General features: G+C 55.7%; 19 protein-coding genes and 1 pseudogene. 16 read left to right on the forward strand and 4 right to left on the reverse strand.

The window, feature by feature from the left end; genetic code table 11:
* The first annotated feature begins 3 nt into the window (after window positions 1-3).
* Window positions 4-1,476 carry a helicase C-terminal domain-containing protein gene (locus RHI63_RS11825; protein WP_206200327.1) on the forward strand — a complete coding sequence of 491 codons (1,473 nt, stop codon included), beginning with the start codon at window positions 4-6 and terminating at the stop codon, window positions 1,474-1,476.
* On the opposite strand, the gene larE is transcribed toward RHI63_RS11825, so the two are convergent.
* The gene (larE, locus tag RHI63_RS11830; RefSeq protein WP_206201702.1) at window positions 1,448-2,260 is read right to left on the reverse strand and encodes an ATP-dependent sacrificial sulfur transferase LarE; all 813 of its coding nucleotides are present in this window, start codon (window positions 2,258-2,260) and stop codon (window positions 1,448-1,450) included. The two genes, RHI63_RS11825 and larE, sit on opposite strands and share 29 nt — an antisense overlap.
* Window positions 2,261-2,413: 153 nt before the next feature.
* On the opposite strand from larE, the gene psb30 reads away from it, so the two are divergent.
* Window positions 2,414-2,554, forward strand: coding sequence for a photosystem II reaction center protein Ycf12/Psb30 (gene psb30 / locus RHI63_RS11835; protein WP_149819710.1), 141 nt, complete (start codon window positions 2,414-2,416; stop codon window positions 2,552-2,554).
* A gap of 19 nt (window positions 2,555-2,573) precedes the next feature.
* Here psb30 and recJ read toward each other — a convergent pair whose 3' ends face one another.
* On the reverse strand, window positions 2,574-4,862 hold the full coding sequence (gene recJ / locus RHI63_RS11840; protein WP_310821625.1) for a single-stranded-DNA-specific exonuclease RecJ: 2,289 nt from the start codon (window positions 4,860-4,862) through the stop codon (window positions 2,574-2,576).
* Window positions 4,863-4,998: 136 nt separating this feature from the next.
* Here recJ and RHI63_RS11845 point away from each other — a divergent pair, with 136 nt between their 5' ends.
* Complete coding sequence (locus RHI63_RS11845) at window positions 4,999-6,588, forward strand: iron uptake porin (RefSeq protein WP_310821626.1); 1,590 nt, start codon at window positions 4,999-5,001, stop codon at window positions 6,586-6,588.
* On the opposite strand, the gene RHI63_RS11850 is transcribed toward RHI63_RS11845, so the two are convergent.
* Window positions 6,585-7,529, reverse strand: coding sequence for a GTP-binding protein (locus RHI63_RS11850; protein WP_206200329.1), 945 nt, complete (start codon window positions 7,527-7,529; stop codon window positions 6,585-6,587). The genes RHI63_RS11845 and RHI63_RS11850 overlap by 4 nt on opposite strands.
* Before the next feature lie 109 nt (window positions 7,530-7,638).
* Between RHI63_RS11850 and RHI63_RS11855 the strand changes: the two genes are divergently transcribed.
* Together RHI63_RS11855 and RHI63_RS11860 are read left to right on the forward strand one after the other, a co-directional pair.
* Window positions 7,639-8,379, forward strand: a complete 741-nt coding sequence (locus RHI63_RS11855; RefSeq protein ID WP_206200330.1) for a DUF561 domain-containing protein — start codon at window positions 7,639-7,641, stop codon at window positions 8,377-8,379.
* Window positions 8,357-9,361 (forward strand): RsmB/NOP family class I SAM-dependent RNA methyltransferase, encoded by a 1,005-nt coding sequence (locus tag RHI63_RS11860; protein WP_302678380.1) that lies wholly within the window; start codon window positions 8,357-8,359, stop codon window positions 9,359-9,361. Before RHI63_RS11855 ends, RHI63_RS11860 begins: the two co-directional genes overlap by 23 nt.
* Here RHI63_RS11860 and RHI63_RS11865 read toward each other — a convergent pair.
* Window positions 9,265-10,392 carry a hypothetical protein gene (locus RHI63_RS11865; protein ID WP_310821627.1) on the reverse strand — a complete coding sequence of 376 codons (1,128 nt, stop codon included), beginning with the start codon at window positions 10,390-10,392 and terminating at the stop codon, window positions 9,265-9,267. The two genes, RHI63_RS11860 and RHI63_RS11865, sit on opposite strands and share 97 nt — an antisense overlap.
* Window positions 10,393-10,430: 38 nt before the next feature.
* Between RHI63_RS11865 and glgP the strand changes: the two genes are divergently transcribed.
* The 11 genes and pseudogenes from glgP (at window position 10,431) to RHI63_RS11920 (ending at window position 25,001) form a co-directional block, all read left to right on the forward strand.
* Window positions 10,431-13,022 carry an alpha-glucan family phosphorylase gene (gene glgP / locus RHI63_RS11870; RefSeq protein ID WP_302677450.1) on the forward strand — a complete coding sequence of 864 codons (2,592 nt, stop codon included), beginning with the start codon at window positions 10,431-10,433 and terminating at the stop codon, window positions 13,020-13,022.
* Between the two features lie 12 nt (window positions 13,023-13,034).
* Window positions 13,035-13,340 carry a nucleotidyltransferase domain-containing protein gene (locus tag RHI63_RS11875; RefSeq protein WP_206200334.1) on the forward strand — a complete coding sequence of 102 codons (306 nt, stop codon included), beginning with the start codon at window positions 13,035-13,037 and terminating at the stop codon, window positions 13,338-13,340.
* Complete coding sequence (locus RHI63_RS11880; protein ID WP_310744596.1) at window positions 13,334-13,816, forward strand: hypothetical protein; 483 nt, start codon at window positions 13,334-13,336, stop codon at window positions 13,814-13,816. The genes RHI63_RS11875 and RHI63_RS11880 overlap by 7 nt, the downstream gene beginning before the upstream one ends.
* Before the next feature lie 59 nt (window positions 13,817-13,875).
* Window positions 13,876-14,748 (forward strand): annotated as a pseudogene (locus RHI63_RS11885) (efflux RND transporter permease subunit); the annotation flags it as partial.
* 35 nt (window positions 14,749-14,783) lie between these two features.
* A complete protein-coding gene (locus tag RHI63_RS11890) occupies window positions 14,784-15,005 on the forward strand; it encodes a hypothetical protein (RefSeq protein ID WP_206200337.1) in 222 nt (73 codons plus the stop codon).
* Window positions 15,002-15,856 carry a hypothetical protein gene (locus RHI63_RS11895; protein ID WP_206200338.1) on the forward strand — a complete coding sequence of 285 codons (855 nt, stop codon included), beginning with the start codon at window positions 15,002-15,004 and terminating at the stop codon, window positions 15,854-15,856. The genes RHI63_RS11890 and RHI63_RS11895 overlap by 4 nt, the downstream gene beginning before the upstream one ends.
* Window positions 15,857-15,868: 12 nt before the next feature.
* Window positions 15,869-16,555: a two-component system response regulator RppA gene (rppA, locus tag RHI63_RS11900; protein WP_149819732.1), complete on the forward strand. Its 687-nt coding sequence runs from the start codon at window positions 15,869-15,871 to the stop codon at window positions 16,553-16,555.
* Window positions 16,556-16,668: 113 nt separating this feature from the next.
* Complete coding sequence (locus RHI63_RS11905; protein WP_206200339.1) at window positions 16,669-17,268, forward strand: efflux RND transporter periplasmic adaptor subunit; 600 nt, start codon at window positions 16,669-16,671, stop codon at window positions 17,266-17,268.
* Window positions 17,269-17,392: 124 nt separating this feature from the next.
* Window positions 17,393-19,858 carry an ATP-binding cassette domain-containing protein gene (locus tag RHI63_RS11910; protein WP_310821629.1) on the forward strand — a complete coding sequence of 822 codons (2,466 nt, stop codon included), beginning with the start codon at window positions 17,393-17,395 and terminating at the stop codon, window positions 19,856-19,858.
* 160 nt (window positions 19,859-20,018) lie between these two features.
* The gene (locus tag RHI63_RS11915) at window positions 20,019-22,205 is read left to right on the forward strand and encodes an amylo-alpha-1,6-glucosidase (RefSeq protein ID WP_206200341.1); all 2,187 of its coding nucleotides are present in this window, start codon (window positions 20,019-20,021) and stop codon (window positions 22,203-22,205) included.
* 78 nt (window positions 22,206-22,283) lie between these two features.
* Window positions 22,284-25,001 carry a bifunctional acetate--CoA ligase family protein/GNAT family N-acetyltransferase gene (locus RHI63_RS11920; protein ID WP_310821630.1) on the forward strand — a complete coding sequence of 906 codons (2,718 nt, stop codon included), beginning with the start codon at window positions 22,284-22,286 and terminating at the stop codon, window positions 24,999-25,001.
* The last annotated feature ends 25 nt before the right edge of the window (window positions 25,002-25,026 follow it).

Here is a 25,026-nt window from a genome sequence, read left to right on the forward strand (position 1 = left end):
ATTGTGATTGAGGCAGAGGTTCACCGCCAATTACGGGCATTTTTACGCAGCAGTGGCGATCGCCGGTGGCCTCACCATCTCACCTTGGCGCGGCTGGTTGCCCGTGCCCTACGGCTGCAGCGGGGGTGTTTACTTCAAGTCACTCAGCGGGCAGTGTTGCAACATCGCTATGGCCTGAGTTATCTGCTGCCGCTGCTGTTGTATCCTGAACCGGCCCTGCTCGTCGTCCCCCAAGAGCGACTGACACGACTACTGCACCAAGAAATTCCTGAACTCCTCACCTTCCTTGCGGTTGCGAAACCGATTCAGCATAGCCCGTACCCGCAGCCAGCCTTTGAGGGGGTGCTTGTAATGAGCCTCGAGGACTGGTGTCGCCACGCCACCGCCCATCCCAACGTTGTCACGATCATTGATGGCATTGAAGCCTTGCCCCAAATTGCCCAGCAGCAGATGACCTGCACCATTACCACCAGCGATTGGGAGCACCTGAAACTCGCGATTCCCAGCGCTGTTGGTGCGATTCGCCAAGTCTATGCCCAGTTGGTGCAGCACCTCTTTCAGCGGCCTCAGAATCCCTACGGCGACTATCTGCTCACCCCTACAGAACAGCAACCGCTCCTTGAACTCCTGCATCAATGGCCGCAGGCGCTGCCTCCCCAATGGTCGCAATTGCGGGACTACCTCAACCGCAGTGACACGGTGATTTGGGGACGGCGCCACCCCACGGTGGGGTACTTCAGCCTCCAAGGACACCCCCTCAGTTTCCGCGCCTATTTTAAGGAGCTTTGGTCGCAAGCGCCTTTTGTCCTCATCGGCAGCGGCCCCGATACAGACTCCCCTCTAGCCTATGTGCAGCAGGAACTAGGGATTCCGCCCCAAACGACGATTAAATTTGCCAGCGATCGCCACAGTGAAGCGATTACCCTTGCGATCTCCGAAGACTTACCTCTCCCCAACACCCCGGAATTTGCCCCAGCCGTCCTGCGGCGTCTCTACGATCTTATTGGCACGATTGGCCATCGGCGGGCGGTGATCCTTGTGAGTGATGTGCCGCTGCGGGAACAGTTGGCCACCCAATTGGCTGCCCTCTACGGTTCACGGGTACAGGTGGAGACGCCAACCCTTGATACGAACACGATTTTAGTGACGGGGGAAGCCTTTTGGCTGCGTCATGGGGCGCAGTTGCCTTGCCCGGCGCTGTTTGTCTTGACCACACTGCCCTTGCCCTCGCCGGAAAAAGCGGTGGTAAGTGCCCGCATTGAATGGCACAAGCAGCAAAAACAGGATTGGTTTCGCCAGTATCTCTTGCCAGAGTGCTTGACGATATTGGATCGCGCCCTTGCCCCTGTGCGTCAGGATGAAACGCTGGTGGCGATTTTGGATCGGCGGCTCACGGAGCGCAGCTATGGCCGGGAAATTCTCCAGAGTCTCAGTCCCTACAACCGCGTTAGCGATCGCGCCCAATCACCGCGTTGAGTTTGCCACTGCGAAAGCCCTCCAGATCCAAGGTGACATAGGTAAAGCCAAGGGACTGAAAGTGGTTCACCAGCTTCTCCAGATCCATCATCGTCACAAAGTGGGCAATCTGCGCTTGGGGCACCTCAATGCGCGCCGTATCGCCATGACTGCGGACGCGGCACAGTTCCCAGCCCTGCTTGCGCAGGTAGTATTCGGCATGGCCCACCCGTTGCAGCTTGGCAAGGGTAATTTCCTCACCGTAGGGAAAGCGCGAACTCAGGCAGGGTTGAGCAGGTTTATTCCACCACGGCAGACCCAAGGATTTGGCAATTTCGCGCACCTCTAGCTTGGTAATCCCCACCTCGGCAAGGGGCGATCGCACCCCCCGTTCTTTGGCTGCGGCAATACCGGGGCGATAGTCTTGGAGGTCATCAGCATTTACACCATCGAGAATGTAGTCATAGCCCCACGCCTGTGCCAGTTCCCGCAGGCGATCGTGGAGTTCACTTTTGCAGAAATAACAGCGATTTACCGGGTTCGTGGCGTAGTTGGGATTGTCCAGTTCATGGGTTTCAATGAGTTCATGGCGAATGCCGATGGCCGCCGCCTGAATGCGGGCATCCTCTAGATCCGCTGGAAAGAGCGAGGGGGACACCGCCGTGACTGCCACCGCGCGATCGCCCAAGACATCCTGAGCAACTTTGGCCACAAGCGTACTATCAATGCCGCCAGAGTAGGCAATCAAGGCTTGATCGAGTTCGCCAATGAGATCCCGTAAGGCCGCTAGTTTGTCCACGCCCATCACCGACCAATGTTCCGAGAATTCTGCTCCTACAGTGTAGCTTAGGGATAGACGCAGCAAGCTCAAGCGCCCATTAAGCAAATGCTGCGAGTGCTCCCCCCTGCTCTACAATAAAATCACGAACTGATAACCGCTGATTGCTCGGGAGAACCTATGGGAATTTTCAATGGCATTATTGAGTTTCTTAGCAATATCAACTTTGAAGTGATTGCCCAACTGACCATGATTGCCATGATTGGCATTGCAGGGCCGGCAATTATCTTCCTACTGGCTGTGCGGCGCGGCAATTTGTAGGCCATTGTTTTGCCAAGAATTAGGAAGTCTCCCACCTTTGCGCTAGCCGTGCCAAATCCTTAGCTTGCAGCTGATACCAGCGTTGCAATCGTGTTAGTTCTGCGGTAATGCTCAGGGTGGGAGCAAATCCTTCACAGCCATAGCCCAAATGGCGCAGGATCGCTACAAGCGTACAGGGAGCAATCCAATAGGTTTGACTCAAGGCTAAAAGATTCACCTTAGTCTGTTCTTTGAGGTCATTTTGAATTGAGAGGATGAGGGTTGTCAGCGGAGCGATCGCCGGTCGTTGGCACCCTACATAGACCATTTCTGGTTGGGCAATGGCCAAGAGCCAACGCAAGTGGGTGGCAGAGGGCGGCAGTGACCAGAGAATGAGGGTGCGACAGCGATCGCGGGGGCGATCGTAGTGAATGGCTGCTGTGGTTAAGTTCGGGGGAACCTCAGGGCGGCCATAGCCATAGAGCAAGACATTGTCCCGCAACTGCGGCAGGAGCGTTGTCAAAGGCGGTAGGGGTTGCCAATGGGGAAGCGGGTGACTGGGCGGATTAGGGACGTACCACGCCAGTGAGGGTTTGACCCCCTTGAGTTCGAGTTCCAACTGGGTTTCGCCATTCCAAGTGTGGGCTGTGAGGTGATAGGCAATATCGACCGTAGTGGGCAACGGAAAAAATTGTCCCCAGCGCCAAGCCTTAGCGGTCATCTGCCGCCCATTCTGCTCTAGGGTGAGTTGCAGATGTTCCCCCTGCTGACCCATGGGTGCTTGTTCGAGAATCTTGACCCCGCGACTACAGAAAATAGGCTGCGGATTCTCACTGCCAAAGGGTTGCAGTTGCTCCACTTGGGCGTAAAAGTCCCACGTCAGCTGCTCAAAGGAGACTTCGGCGTCAAGGGTAACAAGGGGACGCAGATCCTCTGGTTTGAGACAGGTTTGGGCAAAGGCTCGCAGGCGATCGCGCCAAGTCGCTAAATGCTCTGCCCGTAGGCTAAACCCCCCGGCTGCCCTATGACCGCCATATTTCAAGAGCAGATCCTTGGTCGCTTCAAGGGCCTCAAAGACATGGAATTCGGGAATACTGCGAATTGAGCCGCGAATGGTTGTCTCATCTTCATAGGTGCCAATAAACACCGGTACGCCGTAGCGCTCCACGAGCCGCGAGGCAACAATGCCAATGACCCCATGGTGCCAGTCGGGCTGGACGATCACTAAGACCCACTCCTGTTGGGGATCAAAGCCCGTCTCTTCAAGGTGGGCGATCGCCTGTCTCTCAATCTCAGCACAGAGTTCCTGACGGCGACGGTTCGTTTCCTCACACAGGGCTGCCAGTTCCAGAGCACGCTGCGGATCCGCAGTGGTCAGCAGGTCAATCACCACTTGGGGATCACCAATGCGGCCAATGGCATTGATGCGTGGTCCCAGCCGAAACCCTACCGCTGTGGGCTTGAGGGCGGTATTCTGGGCTGGCAAACAACCCGCCATCTGCATCAGCGCTTGCACCCCCACAAGAGAAGAGGTGGGAATTGTTTGTAACCCCTGCTTGACCCAGCGGCGATTCACCCCCATCAAGGGCGCCAAATCCGCGATCGTGCCTAGGGTACACAGTTCCCGCAAAGGCCGCACCAGTTCGCGCCAGTTGCCCAGTCGCTGTGCTAGGGACAGAGCAAGGATATAGGCCATCCCCACCCCAGCGAGGGTATGGTAAGGGGATGTTGGCGGCACCAGTTTCGGATTGAGAATGGCATGGGCAGGGGGCAGTTGCTCCGGCACATCGTGGTGATCCGTCACGATCACCGTCAGTTCCAGTTCCCGTGCCTTGAGAATGGGCTGGTGGGCAGCAATGCCGTTGTCCACGGTGAGAATCAGTTTCACACCGCGCTCGTAGCAGTCTTGAACAATCCGCTCATTAATGCCGTAGCCTTCCTGCATGCGGGAGGGAATTTCATAGTCAATGTCGGCTCCCAAATGGCGCAGCGCACGCAACAGCAGAGCGGTACTGGTCATGCCATCAGCATCGTAATCGCCACAAATGGTCATTTTGTCACCGCGGGCGATCGCCTGCTGCAGGAGTTCCACTGCCAGATCAAGGTCGGGAAAGACCGTTTGCGGTGGCGGTAGCGCTAGAGTTTCCGGCTCGAGAAAGGCCTGTACCGCTTCTGGAGTCGTCAGACCCCGCCGCAGATAAATTTCCGCTAGTGATGCGGGGCAACCCAAGGCCTGCCTCAAGGCGTCACAAGACTCGAGATCAATGGGTGGCAAGAGCCAACGTTGCTGGGGAAGGGCACCCATAATGCGGCGGGGGGAGATAGGCAAAGCGATAACCCCAATGCTAACTTGAGCGTGGCTTTGGTTGACAGACCGAAAAAATAGAATGATAATCGTTACTATTCTCATTTAGCCTTGGTGAATTCCCGAGGCCGTGTCTTGGTGTGAGGTAAGGAGGTCAGTGATGGAAAAATCCCTAACAACGGTTATGGTGGCTGCCATTCACCTTGCACTACTCAGTCCAGCCGCTGTTGCTGAACCTAGGATGCCCGCTCCCGCCAGCATCGGACAGGTGACCTCTGTCTCCCAACTGTCTGACGTACGCCCCACCGATTGGGCCTATCAAGCCCTTGGGTCCCTTGTGGAAAAGTACGGCTGTATTGCTGGCTATCCCGATGGCACCTTTCGGGGCAACCGTGCCCTGACGCGGTTTGAAATGGCGGCTGCTTTGAATGCCTGCTTGGATGTGATTAGCGATCGCTTTGCCACCAAGGAAGATTTAGCCACCTTGCAACGGCTTAGGGAGGAGTTTGCCGCCGAACTGGCCACCCTACGCGGACGGGTGGACAACCTCGAAGCCCGTACTGCTACTCTGGAGGCCACGCAATTTTCAACAACCACCAAGCTCTCTGTGGATGCCGTGATGGCCTTTCAAGCCGGTGGCAATACTCGCCAAGTCGTTGACCCCATCTCTGGGAATACGTTCACTGGGGGCAGCTACAATCCGACGGTGATTAGCAAGGTGGAGATTAACCTCAATACCAGTTTTCGCGGTACGGATTTACTGACCACGACCCTCGAAGTGGGTAACAACGGGTTAGATACGTTCGGGGCAACGGGGATTGGTACTGACGGCTTGATTGCCGGTGGCGCTGCCGATTACAGTGGCGTTGGCGCAAATGTGGAATTATCTCGACTGTTCTATAGCTTCAAGCCCACAAAAGATTTGACCATCGGCGTTGGGCCGCAATTTTATCCCAGTGATATTGTGGATACCAATAGCTACGCCAACGATTCTTTCACGGATTTTAGTTCCAATTTCTTTATCAACAACCCGCTGATTGTGCCCTATGCCGTCAATGATCCCGGTGGGGCGGGTGTCAGTATTGAATGGAATCCGGGAGGCGGATTCTTCACACTGCGCGGTGTTTATGTGGCCGCTGCAGCAGGAGCACCGACGGGTATCCCTACGGGAGGAGGTCTTTTTGGCGATCCCTATCAGGGAACCGTGGAACTGGAGTTTGCCCGTGCCTTTGGTGCCAATGAACGGAACAACTTTGCGGTGCGCCTGCAATATACCAACTCCTCAACCCTGAATATTTCCCAGAATGCCGGCGGTGTCAATGTGGAACTCACCCTCGGTAAGTTTGGCCTCTTTGGCCGCTATGCTTACTCCGATATGAAACTCTATGGCGATGGAGCAACGATTAATGGCTTGGGGCCATTTACTGTGGATCCGGGGGTCTTTGTCATTCCCGCTGGTGGCCAAGTGAAGACCACCGTGCAAACATGGATGGCGGGTTTGGCCTATCGGGACTTGTTGGCGGAAGGATCATTGCTAGCAGCGGCGGTGGGTCAGCCCTTTATTAACTCGTTGGCATCAGCACCCGGGATCAATGATGCTACCCAAACCAACTATGAACTCTTTTTCCGCTATCCCCTCAGCGACAATATCTCAATTACGCCTGTGTTTATGGCAATCACCAATGCCAACAATAGCGCCACCAATAGCCCCATTTTCCAAGGGTTGATCCGCACCACGTTTAGCTTCTAAATCAGACACGCCCTAAAGGCTTGGCGGAGCTGGTGCTCATCAAGGTTACGGCCAATAAAGATGAGTTCATTGCGCTGATGGCCAAGGGGGCGATCGAGGGGACGACCATCAAAGAGCATATGCACCCCCTGAAAAACAAAGGGCTGGGGCTGCTCCGCGAGGTGCAAAATCCCCTTCATGCGGAAAATATCGGGGCCTTGGGTTTGCAGCAACTGGCTCAGCCACGTTTGCAGCTTAGCGCCATCCAATTTGCCCTCAGCAACAATGGCCACAGAACCCACAGATTCATCGTGTTCATGGTGATCTTCGCCAAGAAAGTCTGGGTCGAGTTCGAGGGCCCGCTCAAGGTCAAAGCCCCCCACATCGAGGATGTGCTCCATGGGGATGGCGGCCTGCTGGGTGCAATACACTTTGGCCAAGGGGTTCATGGCATGAATGCGATCGCGCAACTGGGCGAGGTCTGCTTCGCTTACTAAGTCCGTTTTATTGAGCAAAATCACATCGGCAAAGGCAATTTGCTCTTGGGCTTCGTCCGCTTGCCAGTGGTAGTGAATGTGCTTGGCATCCACCACGGTAATCACGGCATCTAGGTGAGTTTGGCTGCGGATGTCCTCATCCATGAAGAAGGTTTGAATGACGGGTGCGGGATCGGCAAGCCCCGTGGTTTCAATAACAAGGTGATCAAACTTGTGCCGCCGCTTCATCAGGTTGCCAATGATACGGATCAAGTCGCCGCGCACCGTACAGCAAATGCAGCCATTATTCATCTCGAAAATTTCTTCATCGGTATTGACCACCAGTTGATGATCAATGCCCACTTCGCCAAACTCGTTGACAATCACAGCGACCTTCTTGCCGTGTTCGTGGGTGAGAATGCGATTGAGGAGTGTGGTTTTACCGGCACCCAAGTAGCCAGTGAGCACTGTAACGGGAACGGTCATAGGCTGGACAACAGCTAGAGACTCTTTGAGCCTATCAAATATCCGTTACAGTCGTTGTGAAAAGGGCTGTAGGATAAAAAAATGCACAACTACGGAAAGTTTCAAGTCTATGCTGCATCCGCGTTTAGCCGCTGCCTTTGAGCAGCGTTCTGTTCTCAAGATTATTAGTGGCCTCAACAATTTTGATCGCGATCGCGTGCGGGCGGTGGTGACTGCTGCCGATCAAGGGGGTGCCACTTTTGTGGATATTGCTGCCGATCCTGAGCTGGTGCGCCTTGCCAAGGAACTGACGACACTGCCGGTCTGTGTGTCTGCGGTGGAGCCATTACAACTGCTAAATGCCGTTGCTGCTGGTGCCGATCTGGTGGAAATCGGCAACTACGATAGCTTCTACGCCCAAGGGCGGGTGTTTAGCGCTGAGGAAGTGCTGGTATTGACGCGCCAAACGCGCGAGTTGCTGCCCCAAATCATGCTGTCGGTCACAGTGCCCCACACGCTGCCCTTGGATCAACAGGTTGCCCTCGCTGAGGCCTTGGTGGCCGCCGGCGCCGATGTCATTCAAACCGAAGGGGGAACCAGTAGCCAACCCCACCACAGTGGCACGTTGGGTCTCATTGAAAAAGCAGCCCCGACATTGGCGGCAACCTACGAAATTTCCCGCGCCGTTGCGGTGCCGGTGCTGTGTGCTTCGGGGCTTTCGACAGTGACGATTCCCTTGGCGATCGCTGCTGGGGCTGCGGGTGTCGGGGTCGGCTCTGCCGTCAACCAACTCAATAGTGAAGTGGCCATGGTGGCCAGTGTGCGTGCCCTCGCCGAAGCAGTCAAAGGTGCCATCGCCCTCCACCGCTAAGCCTGTGGTGAAGCTCTCCCGATTGGCTGTGGCCTGTGCTAACCGTCTCTTTGAGACTGCCGGCGATCGGGAGCGTTTTTTAGAGGCTCTCACCACTCCCCCGCCCTACCCTGCCACGGTGCTGTGGTGTCGCGAGCCAGCGTCTCCCTTACCCTTTGAGCCATTGCCGCCACTTTCTTGGCAGCCCCCTTGGGTGAGTCGCTTTGCCCCCGGCAGCCGTACCGGTCAACACCCTCTCCATGAGGCCGGGGCTTATTATTGCTTGGATAGCTCATCGGTGTTTGCGGCGGTTCCGCTGCTGACGCTGCCCCAAGAGCCGTCATTGGTGATTGATGTGTGTGCGGCGCCCGGCGGCAAGAGCCTCTTTGCGTGGCGATCGCTGCAACCCCGCTACCTCATCTGTAATGAAACCATTGGCAAACGGGTGGGGATGCTGATTAGCAATCTCAAACGCTGTCGAGTGCATCCAGTGGGCGTCACCGCTTGGGATAGTGAAGTGCTGGCTGCTGAGTTCCAAGGCGCTGCTGATGTGGTGATTGTGGATGCTCCCTGCTCTGGGCAATCGCTGCTGGCCAAGGGGCAAAAAGCTGAAGGGTGTTTCCATCCATTGACGATTCGCCACAACCAACGGCGGCAAAAACGCATTCTCGCAACTGCAACAGCCTTGGTGCGCCCGGGGGGATGGTTGCTCTATAGCACCTGCACCTTTAGTCAGGATGAAAATGAGGATGTGGCGGCTTGGCTGATGGCAAGGTTTCCGCAGTGGGTTCCTCAACCTGTGGCGGCACTGGCGGCCTATCAATCCCATCTAGCAGCCTTTCCCTGCTATCGGCTGTGGCCCCACCAAGGGGAAGGAGCGGGCGCCTTTACGATCCTCTGGCAGCATCAGGGGTCTGGGGAAGCCAATCCTTTACCGCAATTGGCTGAAGGTTGCGCCTTGGGCGATCGCTGGCGCTGGCAATCGAATTCCCAACCGGCATAGGTAATGGCAGCAACGGCATTTTGATTTAAACACCGCCCGAAAATGCGACTACTGGCGATCGCGTCCTGACCCATTAAGGTAGCTCCCAGCAGTTGTCCTTGGCGGTTGATCACCACTTGACCCAAGCTCTGACCCTCGGAACTAAACTGCTGAATCTCCCACAGTTGAACGGGTTCCCTGAGGCGTTGCTGGGCTTGCCGCGCATTCCAACCGACGCGGGCAATGGGAACAGGTAGGGCAATCCACCACGGTTGACGGTAGTAATCAAGGGGCAGGGATTTTCGCTGTAAAATCTGGCGGGCGATCGCAAAGGCCTCAAAGTAGGTCAGGGAAGGCAAATGGTACCCCCGCTGCCAACCGCCACAGGCATAGACTTGGGGATGACTGGTGCGCCCTTGGGAATTGATCCGCAGCCACCCTTGAGCATCTCGCTGGAGGCGGTGCAGGTTCAAAGGAGTTGGATCGGGGGCTTTGCGCCTTCCCAGTGGGGGAACCCCTAGACCGAGGCCACTCAGGGCAGCATGCAGGCGATCGTTGAACCACGCATCTTCTGTGGCCACAAGCGGCAGACCTTGTGCATCGGGATGCGAGGCTTTGCCAGACCAGTGGTGCCAACAGGCCAGCTCAATCCTGCTGAGGGCGTCCATATCCTGAGCATCCATTGCCGCAGGCGCATCAAGGAGGAAATAGCCTTGCGCATACAGGCGATCGCCCCCCACCTGAAAATGACAGCGGGGCTGCCAGACAAATTCCCCCGCCCCTGTGATCACATCGACCCCCACCAATTCCAAGACCCTAGGGGCATAGCGGCGCTGTCCGTGGCTGAGGTGGGCTTGAAAGTGCTGCCACTGCTGAGTATCCAATCTTTGAGGGGGAAACTGCGACAGCCACCAGCGTTGCCACTGCCATTGCCACTGCGCATCAGCGGCTGGGATCACTAGGCCAATCCGCCCCAAGGCCGCACACCGATAGGCAATGTCCAATGCCAAAGGACTCGCCGCCACAATCAGCAAATCATACTCAAAGCGCATAGGAAATTAAGATAGAAACGACGACACTGGCAGCTCCTATGAAGCCCATCCGCACGTTTAACGTTCGTCCTCACCTGCCGCAACGTTTGGAACCCCTGCGGGAACTGGCCTACAACCTCTACTGGACGTGGAACACGGAGGCGATCGCCCTCTTTCGCCGTCTCGACCCAGAACTGTGGGAGCAAACCAACCACAATCCCGTCGCCCTGTTGGGACGTATTCGCCAAGATCGCCTCTTGGATGCGGCGGCCGACAACGGCTTTTTGGCACAGATGGAGCGGGTGATCAGCCAATTTCAAGAATATGCCCAGCCTGTGCAGACGTGGTACCAGCAAACGCGCACGGACGCGCCTCCCGGCGAGTGTATTGCCTATTTTTCCCTTGAATTTGGCTTGACAGAGTGCCTGCCGATCTATTCTGGGGGGTTGGGGGTGTTGGCAGGGGATCACCTCAAATCTGCTAGTGACTTGGGACTCCCTTTGGTGGGGGTGGGGCTGCTCTATCAAAAGGGCTACTTTTCGCAGTACCTCAGTGCCGATGGCTGGCAGCAGGAACGCTATCCCAGCAATGATTTTTATACCCTGCCCCTGAAACTCGTCACGACTCCCCAAGGCCAAGAACTCCGCATCCGGGTTGATTACCCCAATCGGGACGTGCAAGCACGGATCTGGCAAGTTCAGGTGGGTCGGGTTCCCCTTTATCTTTTAGACACAAACCTGCCAGAAAACAGCGCCTACGATCAGCAGATCACCGATTACCTCTATGGCGGCGATATGGATCTGCGCATCCATCAGGAGATGCTCCTAGGCATTGGGGGAGTACGCCTGCTCCACAGCTTGGGGTTGCGGCCAACGGTCTATCACATGAATGAGGGGCACTCGGCCTTTTTGTCCCTAGAGCGGATTCGTCAACTGATCACCGAAGAGCAGCTTACCTACGATGAAGCCTTGCAGGTGGTCAAGGCCAGCCAACTCTTTACCACCCATACCCCCGTGCCTGCGGGGATTGATCTGTTTCCTGCCGATAAGGTGACGTACTATGTCGGCCACTATGCGGAGGCCTTTAACCTTTCGCAGCAGGAGTTTCTCTCCCTTGGCCGTGTGAATCCGGGGGCTTTTCAAGAACCCTTTAGTATGGCGAACCTAGCCATTCATACCGCCAGTTTTGTCAATGGGGTGAGCGCGCTCCACGGTGAAGTCTCCCGCCAAATGTTCCAAGGCCTGTGGCCCAATCTGCCGCCGACGGAGGTGCCGATTACCTCGATTACCAATGGCGTCCATGCTCGCAGTCGGGTTTCTGAACCATTGCAATACCTGCTGGATATTTACCTTGGGCCGCAGTGGTCTGATGCGCCCTTGGCGGATCCCCTCTGGTCGCGGGTCAGCAGTATTCCCGATGAGGAGTTGTGGCGTATCCATGAGATTTGCCGCTATCAGTTGGTGATGTTTGTGCGATCGCGCCTACAACGGATGCTTGAAGAGCAGGGCGCCTCTAGTGCTGAATTGACGCAAGCGGCAGAAGTGCTGGATCCGACCGCCTTGACCATTGGCTTTGCCCGTCGCTTTGCTACCTATAAACGCGCCACTCTCTTTTTGCGGGATGTGGAACGGCTGCGGCGAATTTTATTGGGCTCAGTACCGGTGAAAACGGGGGCGAAGCAGCGGCGGCCGATTGTCCAGTTTGTGATTGCGGGCAAGGCGCACCCCAAGGATAACCCCGGCAAAGAACTGATTCAGGAAATTATTCACTTTACGCGCCAAGAGGGCATGGCCAACCACATTGCCTTTATCCCGGATTACGATATGCACGTAGCAAAAATGATGGTGGCAGGCTGTGATGTTTGGCTGAATACCCCTTTGCGGCCTCAGGAGGCCTCCGGCACCAGTGGCATGAAGGCGGCCATGAATGGTTTACCCAATCTGAGTACCTTGGACGGTTGGTGGGACGAGGCGGACTATGTGAAAACGGGTTGGGCGATTGGCCACGGCGAAACCTATGACGATCGCCACTATCAAGATCTGGTGGAAGCCAATGCGCTCTATGAACGGTTGGAGCGGGATGTCATTCCCCTGTTTTACGATCGCGATGAAAATGGGGTGCCGCGCGGCTGGGTGCAAAAAATGAAGGCAGCCCTTGCTCTCAATACGCCTCAGTTTAACACCGCGCGAATGGTGCGCGAGTATGCCCATCGGGGCTATTTCCCCGCCAGCGATCGCTACTTTACTCTCAAGGAAAATAACTATGCTGCAGCCAAGGAACTGGCACGCTGGAAAGCCCATATCTTTGAACACTGGTACTCAATTCAGATCATCAGTGTTGAAACCTCGGCTGAGCACAACCTCGAAGTCAATGAAATAGTTGAAGTCAAAGCTGTGATTGCCCTCGGTGCGCTCTCCCCCAATGACGTACAGGTGATTTTGTTCCAAGGGCGGGTGAATGACGCCGGTACCCTAGAGGAGGCTTGTCCTACCCTGATGACGTTTGTGGGTACCACCCCTGAAGGCTATAGCCTGTACACCGCCGAGATGAGCTACGACACGAGTGGCCACCAAGGCATTGCCCTCCAACTGCTACCGCGCCACGTCTATCTGAGTCATCCCTATGAAATGGGACTGGTCTTGTGGGCTTAGGAGAGAATCAGGTTGCGATTAACGGATCAGCAAGTGCAGCAAATTTGCCAGATAGTGGCGGCGCTGGTGGGTAGCGAGGCTGAGGTGTGGTTGTTTGGTTCGCGGGTGGACGATCGCCTGAAGGGCGGCGATGTGGATTTATTGATCCGGCTGTCTCACCCCGTTGAGAATCCTGCCCTTGTCAGTGCTCGACTCAGTGCCAAAATCAGCCGCGCCATGGCAGGTCGTAAAGTGGATATTCTCCTCTGGGCACCCAATCTCCAGCGGCAGCCGATTCACGATTGGGCCCAACAAACGGGAGTTCGCCTTCAATGTTGAGTCCTCAACTTCAGGAACGCCTACATCACCTCTGCCAACTGGTGGAGCGAGAAGTGGCACACCTACAGGTGACGGATCAACGCCTCTTTCAGGAGCCATTTACGGCACGGCGGGCAGCACAATTGGAGGAGGATATTGACCTAGCGGAGCGGGTGGATGCTTTTGTGGCACGTTTTGGTCGCCTTCAAGATACCCTAGGGAGCAAGCTGTTGCCCGCCTATCTGAGTGCCTTTGGCGAACCAGTGGCAACTTTTTTGGAAAACCTTGACCGTGCTGAGCGACTCGGCCTTGTGCCTGATGCAGACGCTTGGTTTACTATGCGGCAACTGCGCAATCAAATGGTTCACGACTACATTCGAGATGCAGCCATTTTAGCCACGAGTTTGCAAGCTGCCCACGAGTTTGTTCCTGTCCTGATTGAAACTGCAACTCGGTTTTGCCAACGAATAAAGCACCAATCGTCCGGCAACTCCTAGCTTTTCATCTTTATTTCATGTGCCTTTGCCAAAATCAGCCTTAGTAACACACTGTGGTAATGCTGAATCGAATTCTTTGGTGGTCAATTGTCCAACGTTGGTTGGTGGTGCTCGGGGCAATCGCCCTGACGATTTTCGGTATTTTTCAACTGCGGCAAATGCCCCTTGATATACTGCCAGAGTTTGCGCCCCCCCAAGTGGAAATTCAAACGGAGGCACCGGGCCTAGCACCAGAGGAAGTGGAATCGCTGATTACGCTGCCCATTGAAAGTGTCGTCAATGGTACGGCAGGGGTCGAAACTGTGCGCTCTGCATCGTCTCTTGGCTTATCTGTTGTCAAGGTAGTTTTTAGTTGGCAAACGAATATCTATCAAGCACGGCAACTGATTACCGAGCGGTTGCAGGAGGTGCGCGATCGCCTACCACCTAATGCCTCACCCCAAATTTCACCGATTACCTCCCTGATTGCCACGATTTTGATGTATGCCCTTGCCCCCAAGGTGCCCACTGCCCCAGATGCCACCTCCCTCATGGAACTGCGACAGCTTGTGGATCAAAAGGTGGTGAATCGCCTCTTGGCAGTGCCGGGGGTGTCCCAAGTGATTGCCTATGGTGGAGATGTGCCCCAGTATCAGGTGCTGGTTGATCCTGATCGCCTCGCCGCACAACAGGTCTCCTTGCAGGACGTGGTGGCGGGGGTGAGTGGCGCCAATGAAAATGCAGCGGGTGGGGTCATTGTCACTCCCGATCAGGAGTTAATTGTGCGGGGCATTGGTCGGGCAACATCAGTCGCTGATTTAGCGGTGGCGTTGGTGGCGCACCGCAATGGCCAACCAATTCGCGTGCAGGATGTGGCAACAGTCACGAAAGGGCCTGCCTTAGCGCGGGGAGATGGCAGTGTCAATGGACAGCGAGCAATTATCCTTATATTGACTTCTATATCCAAGAGGGGGAAGACCATATTCCCGTGGGTACTGCTACCGTTACTGCTGATATTGAAACGCCAACGGGCGATCGGGTCACTCTACCGATGACCTACACCCCTAGGGACAAACACTACACCGCACGGCTAGCCAATCCCGTGGCAGGAGACTATCGTATTGTTCTCCTTAGCACCATCAATGGTCAACCCATTAACAGTCGTTTTCGCTTTCGTTATGAACCCAATCAGGGAGGAAAACAAGAATGATGCTACCACGCTTTATCCAACCCACCCTCTTGGGACTGGCCATGCTCTTGAGTGGGGCGATCGCCACCCTTGGGATTGCCCAGCAACGGCAAATGCCTATGCTTCATGACCACCATCACCTGCACCACAGTCCCAACCATGAGCACGCAGACGGCTCTGCTACGACCCATATGGAACTGCTGAATGCGCCCGCACCTACGCCTCAACAACCAACCACCTTTACGTTGGCGATTCGCACCCACACTGGTGAAGCAGTGACGCAGTTTGAGCGTTTTCAAGAGGCGCTAATGCACCTGATCATCGTCAGTGATGATTTTCAAGTGTTTCAGCACCTGCATCCCCGCTATCTGGGTGAAGGTCAGTTTCAAGTCACAACCACATTGCCCCAAGGGGGAGGCTACACCCTCATTGCCGATTATAAACCCGCTGGCGCTGACGAAACGGTGGCGATGATCCCGATCGCGGCTGAAGGAACGCCGCCCGCATCGAGTACGCCAACCTCTCAAACCACCCAAGTGATTGGCACAACGGCAGTCGAACTAAAACTCCCTCAACCCCTCAAGGCTGGATCAGCGGTGGAAGTGGCCTTTCGCCTACGGGATGCTGCCACCCAGCAACCCCTTAGGGATCTGCGCCCCTACCTTGGCGAAGCAGGGCATCTGGTGATTTTGCGAGACACGACTCCCCTCGAACCTGCTGATTATCTCCATGCCCATGCCGTGGATCATCAACCTAAGGAGGTGATCCGTTTTATGACCCAGTTTCCTGTGCCCGGACGTTACAAGCTCTGGGGACAGTTCCAGCGGGGTGAGCAAATTGTTACTGCTCCCTTTTGGGTGACGGTGAATTAGGGGATTGCACGGATGAAGGTGTTGCTGCTTGAAGATGAACCGGATTTAGGAGCCGCCATTCAGCGGGTGTTGCAACGGGAAGGCTATGTGGTGGACTGGGCGCAGGAGGGGGAACTGGTTTGGGCCTACGTTGAGCAGTTGCAGGTGGACTACAGTGTTGCGATTTTGGATTGGATGGTTCCTCGGCTGTCGGGGTTGGAGGTTTGTCAGCGACTGCGTATCCACCACTACACGGTGCCCATTTTGTTGCTGACGGCACGGGATGGCCTCAGCGATCGCGTTCAGGGATTAGATGCGGGGGCAGATGACTATTTGATTAAGCCCTTTGCAATGGCTGAGTTGCTGGCGCGGCTGCGGGCTTTACTGCGGCGATCGCCCCAATTCCAACCCCAGCAATTGTGTCAAGGGGCATTAACGTTAGACTATGGTACCTTCACCCTGAGAAATAGGGCGGGTACTGAGGTGCAGTTAACCGCTAAGGAATTCCAGACCTTGGAATACCTCATGAAACGCCCCCAGCGGATTCTCAGTAGCGACCAACTGATGATGCAGCTTTGGGAAGTGGGCAGTGAACCCAGTAGTAATGTAGTGGCAGCACAAATTCGCCTGCTGCGCCGCAAACTCGCCCTCCTTGGTCAAGAGCACTGCATTGAAACCGTCCATGGGTTAGGCTATCGCTTTGTTGTCGATCATGGTTGATCATAAGCTCTTCCGCCACAGCCGCAGTCGTCTTGCCCTCTGGTATGCCCTCACCATGAGCGCTATTCTCAACGGTTGCTTACCCTACAGAAGCACAGCAAGCACAGGTGGCTGTGGGTCAAGCTCTAAATATCACTGTTGCAGGACTTCCCAATCGTGTTTTCCGCAGTCGTATTGAACTCATTGATAGTGTCGTTGATCCCGCCACGCAGCAAGTTGCGGTACGCGCCAGCTTGGCTAATTCCAGCCAAGAACTCAAACCTGGTAGCTTTGCGACTGTCCAAATTTTTGACGATCGCCAAACCCGCAATGCCGTGATGATTCCCCAGTCCGCGATCGTGGAGCCAGTCGATCAGCCCCCCCTTGTGTTTGTGCAGAATGGTACTGCCTTTGAAGCTGTCGAAGTGACCCTTGGCCAGCGAGTTGGCGATCCGGTAGAAGTAATTAGCGGTCTTTATGGGGGCGATCGTATTGTTACCCAAGGTACGATGCAACTCTATGCCCAATCTCTGCGGGGGGATACCTCAACCGCTACTTCAGACACAAAACCGGAAACAGACTCTCCACCGTGGATTTGGTTGGGGGCGGCTGTTGGGGCGATCGCTCTATTTGGGGCAGGTCTAGGTTGGCAAGCCTATCGAACACAACGGCTGAATTCCGCAGCGCATACCGAACCCTCTCAATCTTCTACCCCCACGAAGGTCAACCCTTAGAAATCGCAAAATGCCACTCGATCTTCTCCATTCTGAGGGGTTTGTGTGTCACGAGGACAGGGTGTCTGCCAAACTAGGCAAGATATTAGTTAGAGTTTTGAACACCTTGAACAGGCAGATAGTGATGCGATCGCCCCCCCCAAAAACGATTGTTGATCTCCCCACCGTCACCCTCACCCTCGAAAGTCAGGGGAAAATGTTGACCTATTCCCTGACCCAACCGGAGCATCGCCTCGGACGCGATTACCAATGGGCAGATTTAGTAGTGCCCGATGATCCACTGTGGTCAGTGATTTCCAGCCGCCATGCGGTTTTTAAGCAACAGGGGGCAACCTACTACCTCTGGGATGGCGATGGCCATCAACGCCGCAGTACCAATGGCACCTTCTACCACCAACGCCGCATCGGCATTGAAGAGGGCTTTGCCCTTGGGGAAACCCTACGCTTAGAAATTGGCCAAGACCCGAAAAACAAAGTGCAATTGCTGGTGCAGATCCAGTTTTCGGGCACGGCCAGTCCACCGCCTTTGCCGCAGCAGCGCCGCCTTGTCCTCAAAACCCTCAAAGAATGGCCGCTGACTTTAGGGCGCGAAGCCAGCAACAGCTATCAGCATTGGCAACTGGATGCCCCCACGGTGTCTTTGCGCCACGCCAGTATTGATCGCACCAGTGCCGGCCTCTACGTCCTACGGGATTTGGGCAGCAGCAACGGCACCTATGTCAACGCCAAACTCCTCAAAGACCCCTACACGCTGCGCAATGGCGATCAAATTCGCATTGGTCCCTTTGTCCTGCTCTACCGCCACGAGACCCTAGAGATTACGGATCAGGGCAGCCACATTCGCATTGATGCTTGGGGATTGGAACGATGGGTGAAAACCCCAGCGGGCGATCGCTCCCTCTTGCAAGAGGTCTCCTTTGTGGCGGAGCCGACGCAGCTTGTGGGTATTGTCGGTGGCAGTGGTACGGGGAAATCCACCCTCTTGAAAGTGTTGATGGGGCTGGCTCCCCTTCAGGCAGGACAGGTGCTACTCAATGGTCTCGATCTGCATCGCAATCTTGCCACCTACCGTCACCAAATTGGTTATGTACCCCAAGATGATATTGTCCACGCCCGCCTCACGGTCGCCGAAGTCCTGAACTATGCGGCGCAACTGCGCTTACCAGCGGATACCGATGCCCAAAACCGCAAAGCCGCCATTCAGCGAGTTCTTGAACAGGTGCAGTTAACGGGAACTGAAGATCAACTGGTGGCGAGTCTCAGTGGCGGTCAGCGCAAGCGGGTGAGTATTGCCGTTGAGCTATTGGCCAACCCCAAGCTCTTTTTCCTTGACGAACCCACCTCGGGTCTGGATCCGGGGCTAGACTTTTTGTTGATGCAGTTGCTGCGGCAATTGGCAGATGAAGAACGCACGATTGTCTTGGTGACCCATGCTACGAGTCATGTGCATTTGTGCGATCGCCTGCTGGTTCTAGGCTCGGGTGGGCGTCTTTGCTATTTTGGCCCTAGCGATCGCGCTTGTGAATTCTTTAGCCCTGATCGCCCCCTGAATTCCGTGGCTGAAATCTATGCCCTCTTAACCCCAGAAAACAGCGCCGCGTGGAGTCAAAAATTTCGCCAATCCACGGACTATCAACGCTACCTTGCCAGCCACCTCAGCATGGGGCAGCACTATGAGAGCACCAGTGTTTTGGGGGGCGAAAACCGTGCCAGTGCCGAATCCTCTCCCCAACAGCCAGCACCCCCTCACCTCTATCAATGGCGGGTGTTGTGTCAACGCCAGTGGCAACTCCTGTGGCGCGATCGCCTCAGCCTTGTCTTGAATCTGATCAGCGTCCCCATTGCCCTGCTGCTCACCCGCTTTGCTATTGATCGCTCCCCCTTTGTCCCCCAAGATCCCCCCGGCCTGCTGCAAGCGGCTCAAACCCTGCGCATTCTCTTTGTCTTTACCTGTGCCTGTCTTTGGGTGGGACTCTCCGGCTGGGCGCAAGCCTTGATTACAGAGGTAGCCATCTACCGCCGCGAACGTCTTGCCAATCTCAGTCTCTGGGCTTACATGGCAGCCAAACTCACCCTTGGTAAGGGGATGGCTTTGGTACAAACACTGCTCATTACCCTTGTGGCACTGTTGGCCTTTGGTCTGCCGCAGGGTACCCTCCTCCCTTGGCCGGTGGGGTTTGGCATCACCACCTTCCTGACCCTAGTGGCCAGTCTCTGTCTGGGACTTTTGATCTCCGCTGCTGTGAGTAATAGCGATCAAGCGAGCAAGATTTTACCGCCATTGCTCCTGCCGCAAATTATCTTTGCCGGTGTCCTCTTTAAGCTCACGGGAATTGCAAGGGCACTCTCTTGGCTGACGATTGGCCGTTGGACAATGGGTGCCTATGGTGCCTTGATTGACGTGAATGACATGGTACCGCCGCCCCTCGATTTTGGCCTTTTTGAACCACCGCCTCAGCCCTTTGATCCAACACCTGTCTATGCTCCCACTTGGGGTAATCTGCTGCTAAATTGGGGACTGCTGATCCTCCACAGCCTCATTTACACGGGCGTGGCCACCTATTTGCAATGGCGCAAAGCGCCACCTTAAGGCCATCGGGGGTTGATCTTCCAACCAGAGGCAGGGTTCAACCGCATATTGACTCATTACAATTGTGCATATTTACTTATTGCAATTATGGCTGTCCTGCGAGATGATCTAACAAATGACCCAAAATTGTTCCTATTGAACATAGACTGCTGCCGCACCCATGGAGAGCGATGTTGTTTCCCTGTATGGGCGCGATTATATCCCCATTGTCGCCCCGCCCCCGCCGGCTACTAAAATTCGAACTCACCCGAAAACGGTTCCGGTGCTCAAGGACGACGATGTGCTGCTCATTTGTGATGAGTTGGGCAATATCTGTAATGACGAGCAGCAAACGGCTATTACAGGTTTATTTTGTCAGGATACCCGCTTCCTCAGTCAGGCGGAATTGCGCGTGGGGGGCGATCGCCCGATTCTGCTGAGTTTTCATTGTACAGGTAGCCATGCGCTCAAGGTGGTGTGCACCAATCCCAAGCAACCTTCTCTGCCCGCGGAGGCCTTAGCAATTGAACGATTCCTAGTGGTGCGGGGTGCCCTCTTTGAAACGATTCTCATCACCAATCATCAGGCGCAGCCGGCCAGCGTGGAGATTCGTTTAACCTTTGCGGCAGACTTTCAAGATTTATTTGAAATTCGCCAATACGGCGGTGGTCGCCCACAGCGGGGAAAAACGCTGCAACCCGTCAGTTGTGAATTGCGCCACACCAAAGGACGGGCGGATCTGTGCTTTGCCTACCAAGGGCTTGATGGCGCCCTTATGGAAACCCAAGTGCAGTTCTTGGGCACCCCTCCGGATCGTCTTGATGACACCACCGCCCTCTGGCGTCTCAAGCTAGAACCCCAAGGCTACCACAGCATTCACTATTGCATCCGCCCCTTTACCAATGGGGCACCCACAGCCCATGTCCCTGTGCCTTCATCCCTAGCGGCTGCCGATCAAGCGGCTCAACAGGAGCGGCAACAGTGGTGGTCAGACTGCACGGAAATTGTCACCTCAAATCCGCAGTGGAATCGCATCCTACGGCGGGGGATGGCAGATCTCTATATGCTCTTGCAGTCCTTTGGCCATGGCAAGGTGCTGACGGCTGGCATTCCTTGGTTTGCCACCCTGTTTGGCCGTGACTCGATCATCTCAGCCATGCAGACACTGATCCTCAATCCAGCGATCGCCCGTGATACGCTGCGCACCCTTGCCCATTACCAAGGGAAACAGGTCTGTCCTGAGCGCGATGAGCAGCCGGGGAAAATTCTCCATGAACTGCGCTTTGGCGAGATGGCGCGCAACCGCGAGATTCCCCATACCCCCTACTATGGTACGGTGGATGCCACCCCCCTGTGGCTGATGCTCTATGCCGATTACTACGCATGGACGGGCGATCGCACCACGGTCGAGGCGCTCTGGCCCCATGCCCTTGCGGCAATGAACTGGGTGGATCAACAAATGGCCGCCACGGGCTACCTCACCTACGATCGCCAAGCAGCCAAAGGCATTGACAACCAAGGCTGGAAAGATTCTGGCAATTGTATCGTCAACCGTCGCGGTCAACTGGCTCACAGTCCCATTGCCCTCTGTGAAGTTCAAGGCTACGTCTATGCCGCCAAAACCCGTCTGAGTGCCCTCGCTCGAGACTTTGGCTATGGCGAGTGGGGCGATCGCTGGCGGCAGCAAGCAACGGATCTCAAAGCTCGCTTTAACCGCGACTTTTGGCTTGAACCGGAGGGATTTTATGCCCTAGCCCTCGATGGCGAGGGTCGCCCCGTTGATAGCCTCACGTCCAATGCAGGTCAGTGCTTGATGACAGGAATCTGTGACCCCGAAAAAGCCCAACGGGTCGGACAACGTCTGCGGCTGCCGGATCTATTCAATGGTTGGGGCATTCGTACCCTCAGCAGCACCTCCCCTGCCTACAATCCCATTGGCTATCACTTGGGGTCGGTCTGGCCCCACGATACGGGTCTGATTGCCTTGGGGCTGCGCGCCATTGGTGATAGTGACTTTGCCCTGACCTTAGTGGATACCCTTTTTGATATGGCCTGTCGGCAGCCAGATTTACGCCCACCAGAACTTTTCTGTGGCTTCGATCGCCAGACCTATCCCCAACCGGTGCAATATCCCGTAGCCTGCTCTCCCCAAGCTTGGGCAACGGGCAGTCTGTTTCAATTCATTCAGATCATGGCTTGGCCGCTGGTGGATGTGCCCCAAGGCAAGTTTTTGGTGCATCAGCCCCTGTTGCCCAACAGTATCGAGGAACTCCACCTCCGTAATTTGCGGGTCGGTGACACTCGCTTTCACCTGCGGCTTTGGCGCACGGGCGAGAAGGGCTGTGACTGGGAAGTACAGCCGGCGTAACGAATCGTAACTCGGAACGATCGCCCTCGCTAGAGTAGAGGTGGCTCAGTTCCCAACCTCTGTAACGCAAGCAACAGCATGACCCGAACCACCGCCTACGACATTTGGCGCGCCGGTCATCAATCCCTGCGCCCCCTCTTTGCCCCCAAAAGTGTTGCTGTCATCGGTGCCAGTGAAAAAGAAGGCAGTGTTGGCCGCACCCTTCTCTGGAATCTGATTCAAACCCCCTTTGGCGGAACGGTTTTTCCCGTCAACCCGCGCCGCAGTTCGGTGTTGGGCATCAAGGCCTATGCCCGTGTGACGGCGATCCCCGAAGCGGTTGATCTCGCAGTCATTGCCACCCCTGCGGCTACAGTACCAGCGGTGGTTGCCGAGTGTGCAGCAGCGGGTGTGAAGGGGGCAATTATTGTCTCGGCGGGATTTCGGGAAGTGGGGGCGGCGGGTCTTGCCCTCGAAGAAGAGATTTTAGCCATCGCCCGTCAGGCGCGGATGCGCATTATTGGTCCCAATTGTTTGGGGGTAATGTGTCCGCCCACGGGGCTGAATGCTACCTTTGCCGCGACAATGGCGCGATCGGGTCATGTCGGCTTTCTCAGTCAAAGTGGCGCCCTGTGCACTTCGATTTTGGACTGGAGTTTGCAGGAGAATGTCGGCTTTAGTGCTTTTGTTTCCATTGGTACGATGCTGGATGTGGGCTGGGGCGACCTCATTTACTACCTAGGCGATGATCCGCAAACCCGCTGCATTGTTATTTACATGGAATCTCTGGGGGATGCGCGATCGTTCCTCTCCGCCGCGCGGGAAGTGGCCTATGTCAAGCCGATTATTGTCATCAAAGCAGGACGTACTGCCGCCGCCGCTCAGGCCGCCGCTTCCCATACCGGGGCATTGATGGGATCCGATGCAGTGGTGGATGCGGCCCTAGAACGCTGTGGGGTGCTGCGGGTGGAAACCATTGAAGATTTGTTTGACATGGCCGAAGTCCTCGACAAGCAATCGCGCCCCAAAGGCCCCCATCTGACGATTCTCACCAATGCCGGTGGACCTGGGGTCTTGGCCACTGATGCCCTGATTCGGGCGGGTGGTAAACTGAGTCCCCTATCTGCGCAGACCCTCAAGGCACTGAATCAAGTGCTCCCCCCCGCTTGGAGCCACGGTAACCCCGTGGATATTTTGGGGGATGCCACTGCGGATCGCTATCTCAAAGCTCTGCAATACTGTGAAACTGATGCCAACAGTGATGGCCTACTGGTGGTGCTGACGCCCCAAGCTATGACCGATCCGCTGGCGATCGCCCAAGATCTCGCTACCTATGCCAAAAACCGTCCCAGTGGTGCCAAGCCGATTCTGGCCAGTTGGATGGGGGGCACAACGGTCAAAGGGGGAGAAGCGATTCTCAATCAGGCGGGCATTCCCACCTATGCCTATGCCGATACCGCTGCCCGCATCTTTAGTTATATGTGGCGCTATAGCGATCACTTGCAGGCGCTTTACCAAACCCCCTCGCTGCCCCTAACCACCACCCCCCCGGATCGGAATGCTGTCAGTCAACTCTTTGAGCACGTGCGCAGTGAGGGGCGTACCCTATTGACGGAGTGGGAAGCCAAGGCGGTTCTTGCTGCCTACGGCCTACCGGTGGTGGAAACCTGTATTGCCCGCAGTGAAGCAGAGGCAGTGGCTGCTGCCGATCGCCTAGGGTATCCTGTAGTTCTCAAGCTCTATTCACCCACAATTACCCACAAAACGGATGTCGGGGGTGTTGCCCTCAATCTTCCCGATGCGGCTGCGGTCATTACCGCCTACCAACAGATTGAGAAAAATGTCACCACTGCTGCTGGCGCAGGTCATTTTGCTGGTGTCACCGTGCAGCCGATGATCCCATGGAAGGGGTTTGAACTCATTTTGGGCAGTTCCACCGATGCTCAGTTTGGGCCGGTGATTCTCTTTGGTACGGGGGGACAGTTGGTGGAAGTCCTCGAAGACACCGCGATCGCCCTTCCCCCCCTGAACACCACCTTGGCACGCCGTCTGATTCAGCAAACGAAAATCTCCCGTGCCTTTGCCGGCGTGCGGGGCTGGCCAGCCGTCAACCTTGCCCTATTAGAAGATCTGCTGGTGCGCTTTAGCCTGCTGGTGGTGGAGCAGCCGTGGATTAAGGAAATTGACATCAACCCCCTCTTGGTGGCACCCCCGGATCGCCTGATGGCCTTGGATGCCCGCATTGTGCTCCACAAAGAGGAAAGCACCTTTGTCAAGCCTGCGATTCGTCCCTATCCCACCCAATACGTGAGTCCTTGGCAGTTGCGCGATGGTACCCCAGTGCTGATTCGACCGATTCGGCCAGAGGATGAACCCCTAATGCGGCAGTACCATGCCACCCTCTCGGAGCAGAGTGTCTATTTGCGCTATTTCCACCTGATGAAGTTGTCGCAGCGGGTTGCCCACGATCGCCTAGTGCGCATCTGTTTTGTGGACTACGATCGCGAGATGGCTCTGGTGGTGGAGCATCAAGGCGCCAGTGAACCGCAAATTATTGGTGCGGCTCGCCTCAGTAAGGATCACTTTAGCAATACAGCCGAGTTTTCGATGTTGATTAGCGATCGCTGGCAGCGGCAAGGCCTTGGCACTGAATTACTACACCGCTTGATTCAAATTGGCCGCGATGAGGGGCTAAGTGCCATCCACGCCTATGTTCTCAAGGATAACGAGGGGATGATTCGTATTTGCCGCAAATTGAACTTTGAGTTTGCTGCCGGTGATGATCCCAGCGTTTGGTTTGTGCAGCTGGATCTCTAGGGGGCAATCCAAGGGGCATTGAGAT

It is taken from the genome of Thermosynechococcus sp. GLH187, assembly GCF_031583395.1.
In the GTDB taxonomy this organism is placed as follows: Bacteria; Cyanobacteriota; Cyanobacteriia; order Thermosynechococcales; family Thermosynechococcaceae; genus Thermosynechococcus.